Annotated in this window: 19 protein-coding genes and 2 tRNA genes; 16 read left to right on the top strand and 5 right to left on the bottom strand. The window is 73.7% G+C overall.

Annotated features, from left to right (window positions below):
* Positions 1-308: 308 nt before the first annotated feature.
* The 8 genes from mtrA (at position 309) to secA (ending at position 11,149) form a co-directional block, all read left to right on the top strand.
* The gene (gene mtrA, locus ACXJKA_RS17100) at positions 309-992 is read left to right on the top strand and encodes an MtrAB system response regulator MtrA (protein ID WP_055912929.1); all 684 of its coding nucleotides are present in this window, start codon (positions 309-311) and stop codon (positions 990-992) included.
* A gap of 7 nt (positions 993-999) precedes the next feature.
* Positions 1,000-2,706 (top strand): MtrAB system histidine kinase MtrB, encoded by a 1,707-nt coding sequence (gene mtrB, locus ACXJKA_RS17095; RefSeq protein ID WP_456826409.1) that lies wholly within the window; start codon positions 1,000-1,002, stop codon positions 2,704-2,706.
* Positions 2,703-4,358, top strand: coding sequence for an LpqB family beta-propeller domain-containing protein (locus ACXJKA_RS17090; RefSeq protein ID WP_456826408.1), 1,656 nt, complete (start codon positions 2,703-2,705; stop codon positions 4,356-4,358). Before mtrB ends, ACXJKA_RS17090 begins: the two co-directional genes overlap by 4 nt.
* Before the next feature lie 73 nt (positions 4,359-4,431).
* Entirely contained in the window at positions 4,432-5,175 is a 744-nt protein-coding gene (locus tag ACXJKA_RS17085; RefSeq protein ID WP_456826407.1) for a ComF family protein, read from the top strand.
* A 201-nt stretch (positions 5,176-5,376) separates the two neighbouring features.
* The gene (gene hpf, locus ACXJKA_RS17080; RefSeq protein WP_456826406.1) at positions 5,377-6,000 is read left to right on the top strand and encodes a ribosome hibernation-promoting factor, HPF/YfiA family; all 624 of its coding nucleotides are present in this window, start codon (positions 5,377-5,379) and stop codon (positions 5,998-6,000) included.
* 85 nt (positions 6,001-6,085) lie between these two features.
* The gene (locus ACXJKA_RS17075) at positions 6,086-7,342 is read left to right on the top strand and encodes a winged helix-turn-helix domain-containing protein (RefSeq protein ID WP_456826413.1); all 1,257 of its coding nucleotides are present in this window, start codon (positions 6,086-6,088) and stop codon (positions 7,340-7,342) included.
* The gene (locus ACXJKA_RS17070; RefSeq protein WP_456826405.1) at positions 7,339-8,361 is read left to right on the top strand and encodes a DMT family transporter; all 1,023 of its coding nucleotides are present in this window, start codon (positions 7,339-7,341) and stop codon (positions 8,359-8,361) included. Before ACXJKA_RS17075 ends, ACXJKA_RS17070 begins: the two co-directional genes overlap by 4 nt.
* Entirely contained in the window at positions 8,324-11,149 is a 2,826-nt protein-coding gene (gene secA, locus ACXJKA_RS17065) for a preprotein translocase subunit SecA (RefSeq protein WP_456826404.1), read from the top strand. Before ACXJKA_RS17070 ends, secA begins: the two co-directional genes overlap by 38 nt.
* Before the next feature lie 147 nt (positions 11,150-11,296).
* Here secA and ACXJKA_RS17060 read toward each other — a convergent pair whose 3' ends face one another.
* Both ACXJKA_RS17060 and ACXJKA_RS17055 read right to left on the bottom strand, forming a co-directional pair.
* The gene (locus ACXJKA_RS17060; RefSeq protein WP_456826403.1) at positions 11,297-11,902 is read right to left on the bottom strand and encodes an Rv3235 family protein; all 606 of its coding nucleotides are present in this window, start codon (positions 11,900-11,902) and stop codon (positions 11,297-11,299) included.
* Positions 11,899-12,753 (bottom strand): LysM peptidoglycan-binding domain-containing protein, encoded by an 855-nt coding sequence (locus ACXJKA_RS17055; protein WP_456826402.1) that lies wholly within the window; start codon positions 12,751-12,753, stop codon positions 11,899-11,901. Before ACXJKA_RS17055 ends, ACXJKA_RS17060 begins: the two co-directional genes overlap by 4 nt.
* Before the next feature lie 382 nt (positions 12,754-13,135).
* Between ACXJKA_RS17055 and ACXJKA_RS17050 the strand changes: the two genes are divergently transcribed.
* Together ACXJKA_RS17050 and ACXJKA_RS17045 are read left to right on the top strand one after the other, a co-directional pair.
* Positions 13,136-13,858, top strand: a complete 723-nt coding sequence (locus ACXJKA_RS17050) for a hemerythrin domain-containing protein (protein WP_456826401.1) — start codon at positions 13,136-13,138, stop codon at positions 13,856-13,858.
* An 80-nt stretch (positions 13,859-13,938) separates the two neighbouring features.
* Positions 13,939-14,466, top strand: a complete 528-nt coding sequence (locus ACXJKA_RS17045; protein WP_456826400.1) for a hypothetical protein — start codon at positions 13,939-13,941, stop codon at positions 14,464-14,466.
* A 6-nt stretch (positions 14,467-14,472) separates the two neighbouring features.
* On the opposite strand, the gene ACXJKA_RS17040 is transcribed toward ACXJKA_RS17045, so the two are convergent.
* Positions 14,473-14,706 (bottom strand): helix-turn-helix domain-containing protein, encoded by a 234-nt coding sequence (locus ACXJKA_RS17040; RefSeq protein ID WP_456826399.1) that lies wholly within the window; start codon positions 14,704-14,706, stop codon positions 14,473-14,475.
* 114 nt (positions 14,707-14,820) lie between these two features.
* Between ACXJKA_RS17040 and ACXJKA_RS17035 the strand changes: the two genes are divergently transcribed.
* From ACXJKA_RS17035 to ACXJKA_RS17015, 5 genes are all read left to right on the top strand, one after another.
* Positions 14,821-15,483: a hypothetical protein gene (locus ACXJKA_RS17035; protein ID WP_456826398.1), complete on the top strand. Its 663-nt coding sequence runs from the start codon at positions 14,821-14,823 to the stop codon at positions 15,481-15,483.
* Between the two features lies 1 nt (position 15,484).
* The gene (locus ACXJKA_RS17030; protein WP_456826397.1) at positions 15,485-16,744 is read left to right on the top strand and encodes an AAA family ATPase; all 1,260 of its coding nucleotides are present in this window, start codon (positions 15,485-15,487) and stop codon (positions 16,742-16,744) included.
* A 37-nt stretch (positions 16,745-16,781) separates the two neighbouring features.
* On the top strand, positions 16,782-17,237 hold the full coding sequence (locus ACXJKA_RS17025) for a DUF6912 family protein (RefSeq protein ID WP_456826396.1): 456 nt from the start codon (positions 16,782-16,784) through the stop codon (positions 17,235-17,237).
* A gap of 159 nt (positions 17,238-17,396) precedes the next feature.
* Positions 17,397-17,468 (top strand) — tRNA-Gln (locus ACXJKA_RS17020).
* 85 nt (positions 17,469-17,553) lie between these two features.
* Positions 17,554-17,626 (top strand) — tRNA-Glu (locus ACXJKA_RS17015).
* Positions 17,627-17,741: 115 nt separating this feature from the next.
* Here ACXJKA_RS17015 and ACXJKA_RS17010 read toward each other — a convergent pair.
* Positions 17,742-17,972 carry a hypothetical protein gene (locus ACXJKA_RS17010; RefSeq protein WP_456826395.1) on the bottom strand — a complete coding sequence of 77 codons (231 nt, stop codon included), beginning with the start codon at positions 17,970-17,972 and terminating at the stop codon, positions 17,742-17,744.
* Positions 17,972-18,691: an IclR family transcriptional regulator gene (locus ACXJKA_RS17005; protein ID WP_028046824.1), complete on the bottom strand. Its 720-nt coding sequence runs from the start codon at positions 18,689-18,691 to the stop codon at positions 17,972-17,974. The genes ACXJKA_RS17010 and ACXJKA_RS17005 overlap by 1 nt, the downstream gene beginning before the upstream one ends.
* A gap of 106 nt (positions 18,692-18,797) precedes the next feature.
* On the opposite strand from ACXJKA_RS17005, the gene leuC reads away from it, so the two are divergent.
* Positions 18,798-20,252 (top strand): 3-isopropylmalate dehydratase large subunit, encoded by a 1,455-nt coding sequence (leuC, locus tag ACXJKA_RS17000; RefSeq protein ID WP_456826394.1) that lies wholly within the window; start codon positions 18,798-18,800, stop codon positions 20,250-20,252.
* Positions 20,253-20,274: the final 22 nt, after the last annotated feature.

Genomic DNA, 20,274 nt, shown 5'->3' with positions numbered 1-20,274 from the left:
GGCGGGACGGGCGCCGGCTGGCCGGGCGCGACCGGCGGCGCCGGCGGAGGCGTGCTGCCGGAGGGCGCGGCCCACGTCGGCGTCTGTGGAACGTCGTCGTGCGGGCTCGTCATGCGAGCGCGGCTCCCTCGGCTGTCGTCGGACGTGCGGATCGTCGAGGTGGCCTGCGAACCTGCCCCCCGCGGAGCAATCATCGTGCCACGGTGACAGGCGCCTCCGACGCGCGTCCGGGTGATCTGTGGGGTCCCGTGTCGCGTCGTGGACCCAGGTGGCCCAGGTCGGGGGCTGCGCGGTGCGACAATGCCGCCATGAAGGGACGCGTGCTGGTGGTCGACGACGACACCGCGCTGGCCGAGATGATCGGCATCGTGCTGCGGTCGGAGGGTTTCGACCCGGTGTTCTGCGAGGACGGTGACGAGGCGATCGGGGTGTTCCGCGCCACGCAGCCGGACCTCGTCCTGCTCGACCTCATGCTGCCCGGCAAGGACGGCAACGAGGTGTGTCGGCAGATCCGTGCCGAGTCGGGCGTGCCGATCGTGATGCTCACGGCCAAGAGCGACACGGTCGACGTGGTTCTCGGCCTGGAGTCGGGCGCCGACGACTACATCTCGAAGCCGTTCAAGCCGAAGGAGCTGGTGGCGCGCGTGCGTGCCCGGCTGCGCCGCAGCGACGAGCCGGCCCCCGAGCACCTGACCATCGGTGACGTGACCATCGACGTCCCAGGCCACCGGGTGGCGCGCGCCGGGCGCCCGGTCTCGCTCACGCCGCTCGAGTTCGACCTGCTCGTGGCGCTCGCCCGGAAGCCGTGGCAGGTGTTCACGCGCGAGGTCCTGCTCGAGAAGGTGTGGGGCTACCGGCACGCCGCCGACACCCGGCTGGTGAACGTGCACGTGCAGCGTCTGCGCTCGAAGATCGAGAACGATCCCGAGCAGCCCGAGATCGTCGTCACCGTCCGCGGCGTCGGCTACAAGGCGGGCGTGGCCTCGACGTGAGGCCTCCATGCAGCGGGTGAGCAGCACCTGGCGGCTGGTTCGGGCGCGGTCGCGTCGACGGATCCGGTCGTGGGCTCGGGCGTGGCGCTCCTCCCTGCAGGTCCGCGTCATCACCTCGACCCTGGCCATCGGGCTCGTCGCTCTCACGCTCGTCGGGGCGTACGTCAGCGGCCGCATGGCCGACGGCCTGTTCAACGCGCGGCTCGACCAGGTGCTGGAGGAGAGCGCCCGGTCCACCCAGCAGGCGCAGGCCACCCTCGATGCGTCGACGGCGACGTCGGGCACGGACGTGCAGCGGCTGAAGCGCGACGTCGCGCTGGCGCAGCGCACCGGCGGGTCCGACCGGCGCGAGGTGTTCCTGCTGCGCGCGCCCGGGCAGAAGGGCGGCAGCGTCACCGTCTCGGGCGCCGCCTCGAACCAGGAGCTCGTGCCGCTCGTCAGCCCCGAGCTCCGTCTCGAGACGGCCGGCGGCGGCCAGCACTGGCAGTCCGTCGCGATCCCCCTGGAGTCGGGCGGCATCTCGCCGGGCGTCATCGTCGGCCAGGACGTGACCGTCCCCGTCGACGGCACCTACCAGCTGTTCTTCCTCTACAGCCTGCAGTCCGAGCAGGACCGCCTCGACTTCCTCCAGCGCACGCTGGGCCTCGCGGCGGTCGCCCTCGTCGTGCTGCTGGGCAGCATGACGTGGCTGGTCACACGCCAGACCGTCCGGCCCGTGCGGCGCGCCGCGGAGGTGGCCGAGCGGCTGGCGGACGGGCACCTGTCGGAACGGATGCCCGAGAAGGGCGAGGACGAGATGGCGACGCTCGCGCGCTCGTTCAACGAGATGGCCGACAGCCTCCAGGACCAGATCCACCGCATGGAGGAGCTGTCCACCCTCCAGCGGCGGTTCGTCTCCGACGTCTCGCACGAGCTGCGCACGCCGCTGACGACCATCCGCATGGCCGGCGAGGTCATCCACGCGTCGCGCGAGGACTTCGACCCCGCCGCCAAGCGGTCCGCCGAGCTCCTGCAGACCCAGCTGGACCGGTTCGAGGACCTGCTGGCCGACCTGCTCGAGATCAGCCGGTTCGACGCCGGCGCGGCGGTGCTCGACGCCGAGAGCCGCGACGTGCGGGACGTCGTCATCCAGGCCGTCGACCACGCCTCGCCGCTGGCCGACCGTCGCGGCGCGTGGCTTCACGTGGTGGTCCCGGAGGAGCGCTGCGTCGCGGACATCGACCCCCGCCGGGTCGAGCGCATCCTGCGCAACCTCCTGGTGAACGCCGTCGAGCACGCGGAGGGCAGCACGGTTGAGGTGACGGTCGGGGCTGACGCGCACTCCGTGGCCGTCACCGTCCGCGACCGCGGCGTCGGCATGACGCCCGACGAGGCGGTCCACGTGTTCGACCGCTTCTGGCGCGCCGACCCGGCGCGTGCCCGCACGACCGGCGGGACGGGGCTCGGCCTGGCGATCTCGCTGGAGGACGCGCACCTGCACGGCGGCTGGCTCGAGGCGTGGGGCAGGCCGGGCCGTGGCGCGAGCTTCCGGCTCACGCTGCCGCGACGGGCGGGCATCCGGCTCAGCGGGTCGCCGCTGCCGCTCGCGCCGGACGAGTCGCCGATCACCGGCGCGCTGCGCATCCCCGTGGTGCGTCCGCACACCGACCCCGCGGCGCTGCCCGACATGGTGGCCGACGAGCTCGACACGGCCGACCGGCAGGAGGTCCGATGAGCGCGCGCCGGCTCCGTCGGGCAACCCTCGGCGCCCTCACGGTGGCCGTGCTGGCGGCGTGCACGGCGATCCCGACCTCGGGACCCGTGCAGGAGGGCGATGCCGAGGTCACCGAGCCGTCGGACATCGACGTGCTGGCCGAAGGGCCGCAGCCGGGCGACACCCCGACGGAGATCGTCGACGGCTTCCTCGCGGCCGGTGCCGCCGGATTCAGCGACAGCTTCGTGACCGCGCGGGAGTACCTGGCGGGCGAGGCCAAGACCACCTGGCAGCCGCTGGCGAGCGTCGCCGTCGCGGGCCCGTGGCAGTACGAGCCGTCCACCGTCGAGACCGAGGTCACCATCGACGTCCCCGTGAAGGCACGCGTGGACGAGGGCGGGCGCTACGCGGAGGCGGCGCCGGAGGGCGGCGAGTCGTTCACGTTCGAGATGGTCCAGGACGACGCCGACCAGTGGCGCATCTCCAAGCCTCCCGACGGCCTGATCCTGCAGCAGGAGGACTTCGCCCGCAGCTACCGGCCGGCCTCCCTGTACTTCCTGTCACCCGACCACGTGTTCCTCGTCCCCGAGTCGCGCTGGTTCCCCTGGAAGAACCTGCCGACCTCGATCATGACCGAGCTGCTCGCCGGCCCGTCCCCGTGGCTGCAGGACGCGGTCGACACCGCGGTGCCGGACGGCGTCGAGCTCAACCCGCAGTCGGTCACCATCGGCGAGGACGGCGTGGCCCACGTGAGCCTCGCCCCGGCGCTCGCGGTCACCCGCGCGGACCGGGACCTCCTGCTCCAGCAGATCGACGCGAGCCTGCTGCCGGTCAAGGGCATCGGCTCCGTCCAGGTCGACGCGGGCGGCGTCATCCTCGAGCCGGGCGCCAAGACGCTCCAGCGCGGGAACCAGCCCCCGAGCAACGTCGAGCTCGTCCAGGACGACAAGATCGCCGCGCTCGTGGACGGCGAGGTCGCACCCGTGCCGGGGCTCGCCTCGCTCGCTGGTCGCGACGCCCGCGGCCCGGCGCGGAACGAGGACGCGTCGGTCCGCGTGATGCTCTCGGGGACGACCACCCTGACGACCGTGCCGACGGGTGCGGAGCCCGCTCGGGACCTGTTCACCGGCACCGGTCTGGTCGCGCCGTCCGTCGACCGGTTCGGCTGGGCGTGGACCGCCTCGTCCGACGGTCTCGTCGCGGTGCCCGCCGACGGCGACCCGGTCCACGTGACCGCCGACTGGCTCGTCGACCGGACCGTGCGCGCGGTGCGGGTGGCCCGCGACGGGGTCCGGATCGCGATCATCTCGTCCGGTGCCGACGACGTGAAGGTCGACGTGGCCGCGATCACGCGCGACGAGTCCGGTTCCCCGCAGCAGGTGGGGCTGCCCCAACGCGCGGGCGCCTCGCTCGTGGACGCCAGCGCGGTCGTCTGGGCGGACGAGTCGACGCTCGCCGTCATCGGGCGGTCGACCGGCAACCCCGCCGTGCACCTGGTGCCGGTCGCCGGCCCGACGAAGGCGCTGCCGGACGTGCCCAAGCTCGCCGCGCTCGCGGCCGGGAGCGTCATCTACGTGACGACGACCGACGGCGAGCTGCGTCGGTTCGTCGGACCCACGTGGGCGCAGATCGTCGGCGTCACCGGCGCGTCCGACCCGTTCTTCCCAGGCTGACCGAGGCGCCCACAGCCCCCCGTCGTCCACGGTCCCCGTGCCGATCGAGCTCCGGGGAGGGCACCCTCGGCCCGTGACCCTCGTCCGTGAGCTGCTGGGACTGCTGCTGCCCGTCGAGTGCGGAGGATGCGGTGCCGACGACGTCGCCTGGTGCCCGGCGTGCGCCGCCCGCGTGGCGGGGCCGCCGTGGCGGTGCGAGGACCGCGCGCCCCGGCTCGACCGGCTGGACGGGTCCGGGGCGCTGCCGGTGTGGACGCTCGCCGACTGCACGGKCGACGTGCGGCGCGGGATCGTCGCGTGGAAGGACCGCGGCCGCATCGACCTCACCGGTCCGTTCGCGCTCGCGGCCACGAGCGCGGCACGGGTCGTCGCCGGCCGGCTCGGCCTCGACGAACGGCCGCTCCTCGTCGTGCCCGCCCCGTCGACGGCCGCGTCGCGCCGCCKCCGCGGTGCCGACCTCGTCGGCACGCTCGCGACCGCCGTGGCCCGCGGGCTCTCGGACGCCGGCGTGCCGGCCGAGGCGGTGCCCGTCTTGGCCCGGGCGGGCGGTCGGGACCAGGTCGGCCTGGGCGCTCGGGCGCGCGCCCGGAACCTCGCCGGGCACGTCCGGGTGCGCCCGGTACACGTGCCGCGCGTGCGGGGGAGCGCCACGCTCGTCGTCGACGACATCCTCACCACCGGCGCGACCCTGGCGGCCTCCCGCACGGCGCTGGAGCGGGCCGGCGCGCGCGTCGTCGGGGGCATCACGCTCGCGTCGACGCCCGGTCCGACCGCCCCGCCGAGGCTGCCGCCGAGGCGACCGGTGTCCACAGGGTGATCCGTGCGCGGTGCGGGTGGTTCGTCGACACCCACGGGGTTAGCGTGGGGGCCTGAGCCACGGCGCCGAGAGGAGCCGACCCCGGCGGGGTCGTCCGGCGGGCCGCGGGAGGAGGTGACGCCGCCCGACTGCCCCCTGGGGCAGCCCATCGCTTGTCACCTGGGCGGGTACGGCCCGCCCCTGACCTCGCAGGAGGCTCACATGGAGATCGTGGTTGCCGGCCGGCACACCGAGGTGCTTCCGAAGTACCGGACGCACGTCGAGCAGAAGCTCGCGAAAGTCGAGCAGCTGGCCCCCCGCGCGCAGCGGATCGATGTCGTCGTGTCGCACGAGACCAACCCCCGTCAGGCGGGCAGCAGTGAGCGCGTCGAGCTCACGGTCGTCGACCGAGGACCCGTGATCCGTGCCGAGGCGTGCGCAGACGACCGGTACGCGGCGCTGGACCTGGCGCTCGGGAAGCTTCTCGAGCGACTGCGTCGCACGCGTGACCGGCGCAAGGACCACCGCAACCACACTCCGATCGCCCCCGTCGACGTCCGGCCACCCGAGCCCGAGCCCGAGGTGCCCGCACCGGTCGACCCCGACGCCGCCACCGAGACGACACTCGGCGACTCGCCCGTGATCATCCGCGAGAAGGTCCACCAGGCCCAGCCGATGACGGTGGACGACGCGCTCTACGAGATGGAGCTCGTCGGGCACGACTTCTTCCTGTTCATCGACGCCGAGACCGCGCAGCCGTCGGTCGCGTACCGCCGTCGCGGCTGGAGCTACGGGATCATCAAGCTCGACACGCCCGTCGCCGTCGCGGCCGCCGTCGGAGGCTGACGACGCCGGTGCCACGACGCCCGTCCGGTCCCCGCGACCGGGCGGGCGTCGTCGTGTCGGTGGTGCACGGCAGGATGGGCGTGTGCTGCCCGAGCGCCTCACCCTCTCCCAGGCCCGCCGCATCACGCTGCGCGCGCAGGGCCTCGACCGCTCCCGCCCGGAACGCGCGGCCGAGCCCACGATGCGTCAGTTCCAGCAGGTCGTGGACCGGCTGGGTGTGCTGCAGATCGACTCGGTCAACGTGCTGGCCCGCGCGCACCTCATGCCGACGTTCTCCCGGATCGGCGCCTACGACCCGGCGCTGCTGGACCGCGCGTCCGGCCGGTCCCCGCGACGGCTGGTGGAGACGTGGGCGCACATGGCCTCGTTCGTGCCGCCCGAGACGTACCGGCTGCTCGGCTTCCGGCAGCGCGACTACCAGAACCAGGCGTGGGGCGCGATTGCCGAGGTGCCGCTGAAGCACTCGCCGATCCTCGAGGAGGTCCGCGCGATCATCGCCGAGCGCGGCCCGATCACGGCCCGCGAGGTGCAGGCGGACTTCGAGGCCGATCACCCGACCACGCGCGGGGAGTGGGGCTGGAACTGGTCGGTGGCCAAGCGCGTGCTCGAGTTCCTGTTCTTCACCGGGGAGATCACGTCGGCGGGTCGCAACGGCGCGTTCGAGCGGCGGTACGACCTGACGTCCCGGGTCCTGCCGCCGGAGGTCCTGGCCGCCCCCGAGCCCTCGGACGCGGACGCGATCCGCGCGCTCACCGAGATCGGCGCCCGCGCGCACGGCATCGGCACGCTGCGCAGCATCGCCGACTACTTCCGCATCAAGGAGGTCCGGGTCGCGCCCGCGATCGCCGAGCTGGTGGAGGAGGGGGTGCTGCACGAGGTCGTCGTCGACGGCTGGAACCAGGGGACCGTGTGGCGGCACCGGGACGCCGACCTGCCGCGCCGGGCCACCGGGCAGGCGCTGCTCAACCCGTTCGACCCGCTGGTGTTCGAGCGCCGTCGGCTCGAGGCGCTGTTCGGCCTGCGCTACCGCATCGAGATCTACGTGCCCGAGCCGCAGCGGGTCTGGGGCTACTACGTGCTGCCGTTCCTGCTGGGCGAGGCGCTGCCGGCGCTCGTCGACCTGAAGGCCGACCGGCAGGCCGGTGTGCTGCGCGTCCACGCGGCCCATCGTGCGCTGGGCTCCACCGTGCCGGACGCCGACGTGGTCGAGCCCCTGGCGGCGGAGCTGCGCGAGCTCGCGGGGTGGCTCGGCCTGGGCGACATCGTCGTGGGCGACCGCGACGGGCTGCTGCGCGGCGACCTCGCGGTCGACCTGTCGCACGCCCTGCGATTAGCCGCGTGACGCCCCAGACGCGGCCGCGCGACTTCGCCCTGGTCGCCCTCGGCGGCGTGCTCTGGGGCACCGGCGGGCTCGCCKGGGCGGCGCTCGCGGACGTCGCCGGCCTCCCGCCCCTCACCGTGGCGGCGTACCGCCTGCTCGGCGGCGGGGGTGTGCTGCTGGTGGGCCTCGCGGTCGCGGGTGCGCTGCGCGGCCTGGCCCGGACTCGCCCGGTTGTCCTCCGAGTGGTCGAGACCGCCCTGCTCGCCGCGGTCTACCAGGCCGCCTACTTCGGCGCGGTGCAACGGGCCGGAGTCGCGGTGGCCACGCTCGTGGCGCTGGGCGCGGCCCCTCTGCTGGTGGCCGTGGGCACCGCTGTCGCCGAACGACGGTTCCCGTCGCCCCGCACCCTGCTGGCGCTGAGCCTCGCGCTAGCGGGGCTGGTGCTCCTGGTCGGCCCGTCGGACGCCGCCGGGCCGGGGACCGCGGCCGGCGCACTGCTCGCGCTCGTCGCGGCCGCGGCGTTCGCGACGATGACCGGGCTGAACCGCCGCAGGGTGCCCGGACTCGGCCCGCTGCCCCTCACGGCGACCGCGTTCACGCTCGGCGGAATCCTGCTGCTGCCGGTCGCCGCTCTGGCCGGTCCCGGGCTCGCCGTCCCCGGCGACGCCCAGGGCTGGGTGCTCCTGGCCTACCTGGCCGTCGTGCCCACCGCGGCCGCGTACAGCGCCTACTTCACGGGCCTGCGGCACGTCCCGGCCACCACCGCGGCCCTGCTCGCGCTGCTCGAACCGCTCACGGCCACGATCGGTGCCGTCCTCCTGCGCGGCGAGCGCCTGGGCGCCGCGGGCGTGGTCGGCGCGGTGCTGCTGAGCGGCGCGGTGGTCGTTCTACGCCCGCGCCGCGCAGCCTCGCCTACGATGGACGGGCCCGGCCGTGCGGCCGGTCACCTCAGCCGCTCCGACGCCGCGCGCGCCCGGAGTGCGAACACGTCGGGAGTAGTGCGTGCCAGCGATCCTCGAGAAGGTCCTGCGCCTCGGTGAAGGCCGGATCGTCAAGAAGCTGTCGGGCATCGCCCAGCAGGTCAACGCCCTGGAGGACAGCTTCGTCGCGCTGTCGGACGCCGAGCTGCGCGAGGAGACGGACCGCTTCCGGGCCCGCCTCGCCGAGGGCGAGACGCTCGACGACATCCTCGCGGAGGCGTTCGCCACGGTGCGCGAGGCCGCCCGGCGGACCCTCGGGCAGCGGCACTTCGACGTGCAGCTCATGGGCGGCGCCGCCCTGCACCTCGGCAACATCGCCGAGATGAAGACCGGTGAGGGCAAGACGCTCGTCGCGACGGCGCCGGCGTACCTCAACGCGCTGAGCGGCAAGGGTGTCCACGTCGTCACGGTCAACGACTACCTGGCCAGCTACCAGGCCGAGCTGATGGGCCGCGTCTACCGCTTCCTCGGCCTGACCAGCGGCGTGATCCTGTCGCGGCAGGAGCCGTCCGAGCGCCGCAAGCAGTACGCGTGCGACATCACCTACGGCACCAACAACGAGTTCGGCTTCGACTACCTGCGCGACAACATGGCGTGGAGCACCGACGAGCTGGTGCAGCGCGGCCACAACTTCGCCATCGTCGACGAGGTGGACTCGATCCTGATCGACGAGGCCCGCACGCCGCTGATCATCTCCGGGCCGGCGTCGGGCGACACCAACCGCTGGTACGCGGAGTTCGCCAAGGTGGTCCGCCGCCTGCAGGCCGAGCGCGACTACGAGGTCGACGAGAAGAAGCGCACGGTGGGCGTCCTGGAGCCCGGCATCGAGCGGGTCGAGGACTACCTCGGCATCGACAACCTCTACGAGTCCCTCAACACGCCGCTGATCGGGTTCCTCAACAACGCCATCAAGGCGCAGGAGCTGTTCAAGCGCGACAAGGACTACGTCGTGATGAACGGCGAGGTGCTGATCGTCGACGAGCACACCGGCCGCATCCTGCCGGGCCGCCGCTACAACGAGGGCATGCACCAGGCGATCGAGGCGAAGGAGGGCGTCGCCATCAAGGCGGAGAACCAGACGCTCGCCACGATCACGCTGCAGAACTACTTCCGCCTCTACGGCAAGCTCGCGGGCATGACCGGTACGGCCGAGACCGAGGCCGCCGAGTTCCAGGGCACGTACAACCTGGGTGTCGTCCCCATCCCGACCAACCGCACGATGCAGCGCATCGACCAGCGCGACTTCGTCTACAAGAGCGAGGACGGCAAGTTCGACGCCGTCGTCGCGGACATCGTCGAGCGGCACGCGCAGGGCCAGCCGGTCCTGGTGGGCACCACGAGCGTCGAGAAGAGCGAGCTGCTCTCCTCCAAGCTGAAGAAGCAGGGCGTGCCGCACGAGGTGCTCAACGCCAAGCAGCACGCGCGTGAGGCGTCGATCGTGGCGCAGGCCGGCCGCAAGGGTGCCGTGACGGTCGCGACGAACATGGCCGGTCGAGGCACCGACATCATGCTGGGCGGCAACGCCGAGTTCATGGCCGTCGAGGACCTGTCCGCCCGTGGCCTGGACCCCGCGGAGAACGCGGAGGAGTACGAGGCTGCATGGCCGCTCGCGCTCGAGAAGGCCAAGGAGTCGGTGGCCGCCGAGCACGACGAGGTGGTCGAGCTGGGCGGGCTGTACGTGCTGGGCACCGAGCGGCACGAGTCGCGCCGCATCGACAACCAGCTGCGTGGTCGTTCCGGCCGCCAGGGCGACCCGGGCGAGTCCCGGTTCTACCTGTCGATGCAGGACGACCTGATGCGCCTGTTCAACTCGGGCCTCGCCGAGTCGATGATGACGCGCGCCGGCTTCCCGGAGGACATGCCACTCGAGTCGAAGATCGTCACACGCGGCATCCAGTCGGCGCAGTCGCAGGTCGAGGCGCGCAACTTCGAGATCCGCAAGAACGTGCTCAAGTACGACGACGTCATGTCGCGCCAGCGCGTCGTGATCTACGAGCAGCGCCGCCGGGTCCTCGAGGGCGAGGACCTGCACGAGCAGGTCCAGCACTTCCGTACCGACGTGCTGTCCGCCTACATCACGGGCGCGGCGGCCGAGGGTCGGCCGGAGGACTGGGACCTCGACGCGCTGTGGACCGCGCTCAAGGCCGTGTACCCGGTCTCGATCACTCCCGAGGAGGTCGTCGAGCAGGCCGGCGGCGCGACGCGCCTGTCGGCCGAGCTCATCGAGCGCGAGATCCTCTCCGACGCCGCGCACGCGTACGCCGAGCGCGAGGAGCAGATCGGCTCGGAGAACATGCGCCAGCTCGAGCGGCGCGTGACGCTCTCGGTCCTCGACCGCAAGTGGCGCGAGCACCTCTACGAGATGGACTACCTCAAGGAGGGCATCGGTCTGCGGGCGATGGCCCAGCGCGACCCGTTGGTCGAGTACCAGCGCGAGGGCTACCAGCTGTTCAACGCGATGACCGACGCCATCAAGGAGGAGACGGTCGGCTTCCTCTACAACCTGGAAGTCCAGGTCGCCGAGCCCGAGGCCCCCGCGGCTCCCGCGGTCACGGCGGACTCGGCGGTCCAGGCCGCGGCGAGCGCGGGCGCGCAGGCGGCGCTCAAGCGGTCGGTCTCCGACGGCCCTACGGCGGGCAAGCTCGTGGCCAAGGGCATCGACGGGCCCACGGAGCGCGCTCCGCTGCAGTACTCGGCCCCGTCGGTCGACGGCGACGGCGGTGTGGTCACGCGCGGGGACGCGGGCGGCAAGAACGCGGGCGCCCGGCCAGCCGCCACGTCTGGCGAGGACGGCACGGCCAACCGTGAGGCCCGCCGCAAGGCAGCCAAGCAGCAGCGCAAGCGCTGACCTGGACGACGGCCCGCCCCGATCGGCGGGTTACACGGTCGCTGCAACACCTCGTCTGAGGAGTTGTAGCGACCGTGGTCGTTTCCGGGGAGTTGAGAGGGCGGTTCTTCGTCGGGCTGGACCGGGTGGGCATTCGTGCGTCGTGCGTCAGCCGATCTCGAGCGCGGTGGCCCGCCACGCCCCCCGGTGTGCCTCCAGCCGGACCGCCACGGCCCGGACCCGCGTGCCGTCGTCGGCCACGACGCTCGCCTCGAGCACGAGCGGCCCGACCCGGCAGGCGCGGGCACGGCGGATCACCGGCGGTCGTCCGGTCCCGACGCCGCCGCCGAGCACCCGCTGCGTGAGCCCGGCTCGCACCTGGAGCGAGTCGAGCACGCCGGGTGTCAGCCAGCGGGCGAGCTGGGCGGCGGACCGCCGACCGGTCAGGACCTCGAGCGCGGCGAGCGCGATCGTGCGAGCGACCACGGCCGGGTCGCCGTCGGGCAGCGGTCCGGGCTCGTCGTCGTCGACCTCGGCCATGGGCGACCGGTCGCTCGCCCGCAGGACGGCTATGCGTGCCGACGCGGTCAGCGGCACTGCCTGCGCGGGCCCGGCCGCCTCCTCGACCGCGGGGCGCGGCAGAGCCGGCACCAGCCGCGCCTGCGGCCGGCGCTGCCGCGCGGTGCCGTCCCCGTGCTGCGCCGCGCGGACGCGAGCGAACGCCTCCTCGGTGGCCGTGCCCGTGCCCGGGCGGGCGAGCACGAGCGCGTTCACGACGACGCTCCGGCGACGGTCGCGGGGACGACCAGCACCTGCCCGGGGTGGATGACGTCGGGGTCCGCGCCGATGGTCGCGGCGTTCGCGTGGTACCACTGCGGCCACGCGGCGGCGATCTGCGCGTCGCTGGCGCCCGGTGGCAGGTGCCGGGCCGCGATGGCCCAGAGACTGTCCCCGTCCGCAACTGCGACCGTAGAGCCGTTCGCAGGGCCGGCGTCGGCCGAGGGAGGGGCGGGTGTGCTCGTCGGCACCGGCACCGGCACCGGCACCGGCACCGGGACTGGCGCCGGCGCCGCGGTGCTCGCCTGCTCGACGTCCGGGTCGTCCTGCACGATCGCCGACGCCGACGGCTCGGGCGCAGCGCTTTCTCGCGCCGAGCCGGCCGGCGGGGTGGTGACGACCCAGCCGAGATCGTCCGCCGCGGTCGCGACCGAGGCGGAGGGCGACGGCGCCGGCGCGGGGGTGGCCGCGGACGCCCCGGTCGCCATGCCCAGCCCCACGCTCGCGCCGACCGCGACGACGAGCGCCTTGCGCACGATCGCCGGTGCGTACCGGTGCACCAGCCGTTCGCCCGCCCGCCAGCTCGCGCCGGCCACCCGGGCGAGGACGCACACCGCGGTGAGGAGCGCGCAGGCGGCGAGCCACGAGGCCACGAGGGCGCCCGCGGCGCAGACGCCCACCTCGACGACCGCGTCCACGCGCCACGCGCCGGCGTGCGCGGTCATCGCGGCCGAGAGCCGGGCGACCGACGCCGCCGCCAGGGTGGCCGACACCCCTGCTCCCACCAGCAGCGCACCGAGCGCCCCGCCCGCGCGTGGGCGGCCACCGTTCCTGCTGTTGATCGCCATGAAGACCTCGAATCATGTTGTTTGATGCAGTTTGATGATCCTTGAGTGTCATAGATGTACCTGAATGTCCGATGGCGTGTCCAGCCATGTCCGCGACCTGTGCGTGGAGGTGCATCGGCTCGGCGTCGCGCGCCTCGGAATCTGCTGCCTGGGCGCAGAGCGTCGAGTCGAGAGAACACGTGGGTGGCCCGGGCGAAGGGTCTGGGTCGCGGGTGCGCCCGGTCAGACGCTGGTGAGCTGGCTAACTCGTGGGGGGTGCAGCCGCACCCCGCAGCGATCCGGGCGTTTTGCCACTTTTGTCGCACCCGTAGCCGTCGGTACTCTCGTCTCGCGCGAGTGCGTGACAGCCCACTGCCTCTTCTCCAGTGCTGCAGGAGGAACCGTGGTCGAGTTCTACGTCGCCGAGCCCGGGGAGATCGCCCCGCCGGTGCCTGAGGGTCCGCAGCTGTGCAACGGCCAGGACATGCGCGTGGTGCACAACGCGTTCCTCTGGTCCTACGGGAAGGCTCCCGGCCTGGTCCGGGGAGTCGCGGCCGGCGACACCGCCCGCAGCGAGCTCGTCGGCGGGTGGCTCGCCGACATCGACGCGACGCTGCACGAGCACCACCACAGCGAGGACCAGCTGCTGTGGGACAAGCTCGAGCAGCGCGCGCCCGCCTGCGCCCTGCACGTCGGGCAGATGCGTGCGCACCACGCCCAGGTGCAGCAGCTCCTCGACGAGGCCGGGCCGCTGCTGGCGCAGTGGCGCGGGACGGCGGATCCCACGGATCGTGACCGTCTCGCCGACGCCTACGAGCGCATGTTCGCCGTGCTCAAGGTCCACCTGCGGCGGGAGGTCGTCGAGGTCATCCCGGTCGCCGAGCGGGTGCTCACGAAGCAGGAGTGGGAGAGTCTCGGCGAGCACACCATGGACGCCATCCCGAAGTCGCGACTCATGCCGCAGTTCGGCATCCTGCTGGCCAACCTCGAGCCTGCCGAGCGCGCCCGGTTCTTCGGCGAGGCGCCCGCCTTCGTCCGCGTGCTGTACAAGACGGTGGGCAAGCGGCAGTACGCCAAGCTGCACCGTGCGCTGTTCCCCGGGGAGCAGGTGCCGCCGACGGTCTGACGCCGACGCCCGGCGCGGGCGGTCCAGGCTCCCAGGAGCGGCAGGCGCCGTGCGCGTGAGCGACCCCCTACGGTGCTCTCATGCGGTGGGAGTCGCTCTTCGCGGACATGGAGGCCCAGCTGGCGGCGGGCCAGCTGGCCGGCGTGCGGGCGGACGTCGCGGAGCTCGCGCGTGCCGAGCGTGCGTCGGTCGGGCTCGCCGCGCGGGCGCGCTCGTCGGTCGGCTGCCGGTTGCACGTGCTCGTGGGCAGCGCCGACGCGGTGGAGGGCGAGCTCGTCGATGCGGCGCCGGAGTGGCTCCTGCTGGCCGACTCGCCCGCGCGCCGGGCCCTCGTGCCGATGAGCGCGGTCGTCGCCGTCGACGGGCTCGTCGCGCACGCCGCCCCTGCCCCCGGCGTGGTCGAGGCGCGGCTGGGTCTCGGGCACGCGCTGCGCGCGCTGGCGCGGGATCGTGCGGTCGTCCGCCTCGACGCCGGGGGCGGCGAGCTGTCGGGCCGCATCGAGCGGGTGGGAGCGGACCATCTCGACCTCGCGGACGAGGGCCGTTCCGGTCGTGCCGCATGGGCGGTCCCGTTCGCCGCGCTCAGGGTGGTCCGGTCGGGCGGCTGAGGCGCCTCAGTCCGAGACCGGCTCCTCGTGCGCGCCGCCGTCGCTGGTGATGCGGGCGCGCGTCTGCTCGTACATCCGCTGGATGTACTTCTCCAGCTCGGTGGACTCGACGCGCCACTGCAGACGCCCGCCGATCTGGATGGCCGGCAGCTCGCCGGAGCGGACGAGCGCGTAGGCCTGCGGGGCGGAGATGTTGAGCACCTCGGTGACGTCAGCGAGCGTGAGGAACCTCGACGGCATGACCGCAGTGTGGCACGCGCTGGCGCCCGGACCGGTTTGTCCACAATGCTCCCTCCGCGGCGTGCCGCACACGGCAGGATGGCGGCCCAGGAGCGCGACGAACCAGGAGAGTCGATGGACACGAGCGTGATCGATCTGCCCGCGCCGGTGGCCGCGCGACTGCGCCGCCCGGGCTGGCGTGACCCGCGCCTGCTGGCCGGGATCGCGATGGTGGCGGCGTCGGTGCTGCTGGGCTCGTGGGCGGTGCGAACGGCGCAGGCCACGGTCCCGGTCTACGTGACCCGCGCGGCTCTCGTGCCGGGGGACCGGGTCGCGGTCGACGATCTCTCGGTGGTCGACGTCCGTCTCGGGACGGTCAACCTGGACCACTACCTACGGGCCGACGAGGCGCTCGCCACGGACGGCGTCGTCGTGCGGGCCGTCGGTCGCGGCGAGCTGGTGCCGGCCTCCGCGGTCGGCTCGGCCGCCGACCTCGACCTGCGGCCGGTGTCGATCACCCTCACGCGCGCGCCGTCCCGCGACGTCGCACCCGGCGCCCTCGTCGACGTCTGGTTCACCCCGCCGGCCCCCGACGACGACGCGTCGCCGGGGGAGCCCCGGCAGCTGGCGGGCGGTCTCACGGTCGCGGAGGTCACGACGCCGTCGGGGGCGTTCCGTGCGTCCGGCGGCAGCTCGGTCCAGGTGCTGGTGCCGACGGACGTGCTGCCCAGCATCCTGACCGCCCTCGCGGCGGACGGCGCGGTCGACGTGGTGCCGGTCCCCGGGACGGTTGGCTGACGTGACGGTCGGGGTGCTGTGCGCGGTGCAGGGCTCGGCGGAGTCGATCATCGTCCAGGCCGTGGAGCAGACCGGCGGCCGCCTGAGCGTCACCCGCCGGTGCGCCGACCTCACCGAGCTGCTCGCCGCCGCCGAGGCGGGCCTCGGACGGCTCGCCGTGGTCTCGGGCGACCTTGACTTGCTGGACCGCGAGGCGATCGACCTCCTGCACCGCGCGGGCGTCCGCGTGGTCGGCATCGGCGACGCCGCACGTCCTTGGGTCGGGGAGAGGCTCGCCGCGCTGGGTGCGGACCTCGTGGCGGTCGCCCCGCAGGACGAGCCCGCGGCCGGCTCCCTGGTCCGGGACGCCCTCGCGATCCTCGACGCCCGCGACGACGAGGTGCCGGACGCCGTGCGGCCCGAGGAGATCCGGCGCCCGAGCCGGGGCCTCGTCGTCGCGGTCTGGGGTCCCACGGGTGCGCCGGGCCGGACGACCGTCGCGGTGAACGTGGCTGCCGAGCTCGCCGCCGCCGGGCGCCGCACGCTGCTCGTAGACGCGGACACCTACGGCGGGTGCGTCGCGCAGGTGGTGGGCATGCTGGACGAGGCGCCAGGCCTGGCGGCCGCGGCCCGCGCCGCCGGGCAGGGCACGCTCGACCTGATGACCCTCGCCCGGTTGACCCCGTCGATCGCGCCCGACCTGCGGGTGCTCTCCGGCATCTCGCGGGCCGACCGCTGGCCGGAGCTCCCGTCGTCGTCGCTCGACGCCGTCTGGTCGGTGGCCCGCGGGCTGGCGGAGTGGACGGTGGTCGACTGCGGCTTCTGCCTCGAGCAGGACGAGGTGCTCAGCTACGACACCCGGGCGCCGCGCCGCAACGCGGCCACGCTCAGCGCGCTCGAGGCGGCGGACGTCGTCCTCGTGGTCGGTGCCGGCGACCCGGTGGGCATCCAGCGGCTGGTCCGCGGCCTCGGTGAGCTGACCGACCTCGGACTCGGCGCCACGCGGGTGGTCGTGGTCAATCGGGTCCGGGCCTCCGTGGCCGGCCCGCACCCTGGGGACGCCGTCGGGCAGGCGCTGGCGCGGTACGCGGGCGTCACGGACGCGCACCTCGTGCCCGACGACCGGGCGGCCGTGGACACCGCGCTGCTCGAGGCGCAGACGCTGCGCGAGGCCGCGCCGGGTTCGCCCGTCCGGCGGGCGCTGGCGGGCGTGGCGGCCCGGGTCGATGCCGTGCTGGTCGGCGCGTCCGCGGTCGAGCCGGTCGCCGCCGCGCGCGCCTGACCGCCCGGGTGCGCCCGCCGCACGGCACACTGGCGGGGTGCGCATCTACCTCCCGGCCTCGCTCGACCAGCTCGACCCCGCAGCGGGTGTCCTCACGGCGCGCCGCGCGCACGCCGTGACGGCCGCGCTGCGTGCCCTGTTCCCCGACGAGGACGACGAGGGCCTCGAGTTCGCGGCGCAGCTCGCGGCCGCGGACGACTCGCTCGAGCACCTGGCGACGCACCCCGACGCCCCGCAGCTGCGGCTGGTCGTCTCGGTCGACGTCCCGGACGCCGCGGTCGAGCCCGTGACCGACGACGAGGACGTGCCCAGCGCGATCGAGCTGGTGAGCCCCGTGGCGCAGGCTGACGTCATCTGCGTGCACGTCGACGAGCCCGGCGCGGCTCCCGACGTCGTGCTGGCCGCCGGAGGGGACGAGGCGGCCGTCGACCGCCTCGACGAGCGTGACCTGCTCTGGTACGACGCCTCGGAGCTCGCGAACATCCCCCGCTGAGTGCGGCGCTCCGTGGCCTTCGTCACGAACGGCAGTCCAGGGGGGAGCCAGTTGGACCCGGCCCCGACGCTCAGGTAGTGTTCACCGCCGGTACGACGTCCGGATGCACGTGTGTCCGCCCCGCCAGGCGGCTCCCGAGCTCCGGGCGTTATACCCCCATGGGGTATGGTGTAATTGGCAGCACGACTGATTCTGGTTCAGTTAGTCTAGGTTCGAGTCCTGGTACCCCAGCGCGAGCACCGCTGGTCCGACCTCCTCGGAGGATCGGGTAGAGTGTTCACTCGCAAGCGAGGCCCTCGGGTCTCGCAGCGTATAGGCCCCCGTTGTGTAGCGGCCTAGCACGCCGCCCTCTCACGGCGGTAGCGCCGGTTCGAATCCGGTCGGGGGTACAGAGCAGAAGGCCCGGTCACCACGGTGACCGGGCCTTCTGCGTGCGCGACCCCGCGGGTGCCGAGAGGGCGACGGCCCGGCCACCGTGGGTGACCGGGCCGCGCGTCCGAGCTGTCAGTGCTGCCCGGGTGGGCCGTGGGAGGACGTCTTCAGGAGGGCGACGACGATCGCGCCGATGACGGCCACGAGCGCGCCGATGAACACGCCGGTGATCACGGCTCCGCTTGCGCCACCCCCGCCGAGCGCGGCCAGGAGCGCGCCCACGACGAACCCGACGGCGAACCCGATGGCCGCCACGCGGTTGCGCAGCCGTCGTCGGCTGGCCGCGGCGCCCCGCACAGCCATCAGTCGGCCGTTCGGCGGAGCACCTCGGTGAGGCGGTTGGCCGCCGAGACGACCGCGGCGGCGTGCAGCCGGCCGGGCTGTCGGGAGAGTCGCTCGAGCGGGCCGGAGACCGACACCGCGGCGACGATCCGGCCCGACGGGCCGCGCACGGGGGCGGACACCGACGCGACGCCGACCTCGCGCTCGGACACCGACTGCGCCCAGCCGCGGCGACGGACGCCGGACAGGATCGTGGCGGTGAACTTGGCGCCCTGCAGCCCCCGGTGGAGGCGGTCCGGCTCCTCCCAGGCGAGCAGGATCTGCGCCGCGGAGCCCGCGTGCATGGTGAGCGTGGCGCCCACCGGGATCGAGTCGCGCAGGCCGATGGGCCGCTCGGCCGCCGCCACGCAGATGCGCTGGTCGCCCTGGCGTCGGTAGAGCTGCGCGCTCTCGCCGGTGTGGTCGCGCAGGGCGGCCAGCACGGGACCGGCGGCGGCGAGCAGGCGGTCCTCGCCGGCGGCCGTCGCGAGCTCCGAGAGGCGCGGGCCGAGCACGAACCGACCCTGCATGTCGCGCGCCACCAGACGGTGGTGCTCGAGCGCCACGGCCAGCCGGTGGGCCGTCGGGCGAGCAAGATGGGTGGCGGTGACGAGCTGCGCGAGCGTGGCTGGGCCGGCCTCGAGGGCGCTGAGAACGGATGCGGCCTTGTCCAGCACGCCGACTCCGCTAGAGTTGTCCATAGGTCGATATTGGCGTCTCGAAGGCTGAGATGCAAGTGCGACGGCAGACGAGCCGGGAAAACCACACTCCCGGCCGAGAGTACGAACGAGAGAACGGACCGAGAAGATGGCCGGCACGTTGGCGGAGAAGGTCTGGGACGCGCACGTCGTGCGACGGGGCACGGACGGCGCCCCTGACCTCCTCTACATCGACCTCCACCTGGTGCACGAGGTGACGAGCCCGCAGGCGTTCGAGGGCCTGCGCCTCGCGGGCCGCCCGGTCCGCCGGCCGGACCTCACGCTCGCGACGGAGGACCACAACACCCCGACGCTCGACATCGACCGGCCGATCGCCGACGAGACGAGCCGCACGCAGATCCAGACGCTTCGCAACAACGCCGCGGAGTTCGGCGTGCGCATCCACTCGCTCGGCGACGCCGACCAGGGCATCGTCCACCAGGTGGGACCGCAGCTGGGCCTCACGCAGCCGGGCCTCACGGTCGTCTGCGGCGACTCGCACACGTCCACGCACGGCGCGTTCGGCGCCCTCGCGTTCGGCATCGGCACCAGCGAGGTCGAGCACGTGCTCGCCACGCAGACGCTCCCGCTCGCGCCGTTCAAGACGATGGCCATCACGGTCGACGGCGAGCTGCCGCCCGGCGCCACCAGCAAGGACATCATCCTGGCGATCATCGCGAAGATCGGCACCGGCGGCGGGCAGGGCTACGTGCTCGAGTACCGCGGCGAGGCGATCCGGGCGCTGTCGATGGAAGCCCGCATGACGGTCTGCAACATGTCGATCGAGGCCGGCGCCCGCGCGGGCATGATCGCCCCCGACCAGACCACGTTCGACTACCTCAAGGGCCGTCCGCACGCCCCCGAGGGCGCGGACTGGGATGCCGCCGTCGCGTACTGGAGCACGCTGAAGACCGACGACGACGCCGAGTTCGACGTCGAGGTCGTGCTGAAGGCGGAGGACCTCGAGCCGTTCGTCACGTGGGGCACCAACCCGGGCCAGGGGCTGCCGCTGTCCGGCTCGGTCCCGGTGCCGGAGGAGATCGCCGACGCCAACGAGCGCGTCGCCGCCGAGCGCGCCATCGAGTACATGGGCCTGACGCCGGGCCAGCCGCTGCGCGAGATCAAGGTCGACACGGTCTTCATCGGCTCGTGCACCAACGGTCGCATCGAGGACCTGCGCTCGGTGGCCAAGGTCATCCGCGGCAAGCACAAGTCCGACGACGTCCGCGTCCTGGTGGTGCCGGCCTCGGCACGTGTCCGGTTGCAGGCGGAGGCCGAGGGCCTCGACAAGATCTTCCTCGACTTCGGCGCCGAGTGGCGCAACGCCGGCTGCTCGATGTGTCTGGGCATGAACCCCGACCAGCTCGCCCCTGGCGAGCGCTCGGCGTCGACGTCGAACCGCAACTTCGAGGGCCGGCAGGGCAAGGGCGGCCGGACGCACCTGGTCTCGCCGCTCGTCGCCGCCGCCACTGCCATCCGCGGCACGCTCTCGTCGTACGCCGACCTCGCCACCGGTGCCCCGACGCCCGACGGCAGCCCTCTCACCGACCTCCAGACGGTCTGACCCGGGGAAGCTCGGGAACCGA

The sequence above is a fragment of the Cellulomonas sp. P5_E12 genome (assembly GCF_054049315.1).
The sequence above is the reverse complement of the archived record's forward strand: the minus strand, read 5'-3'. Positions and strand labels throughout refer to the sequence as shown.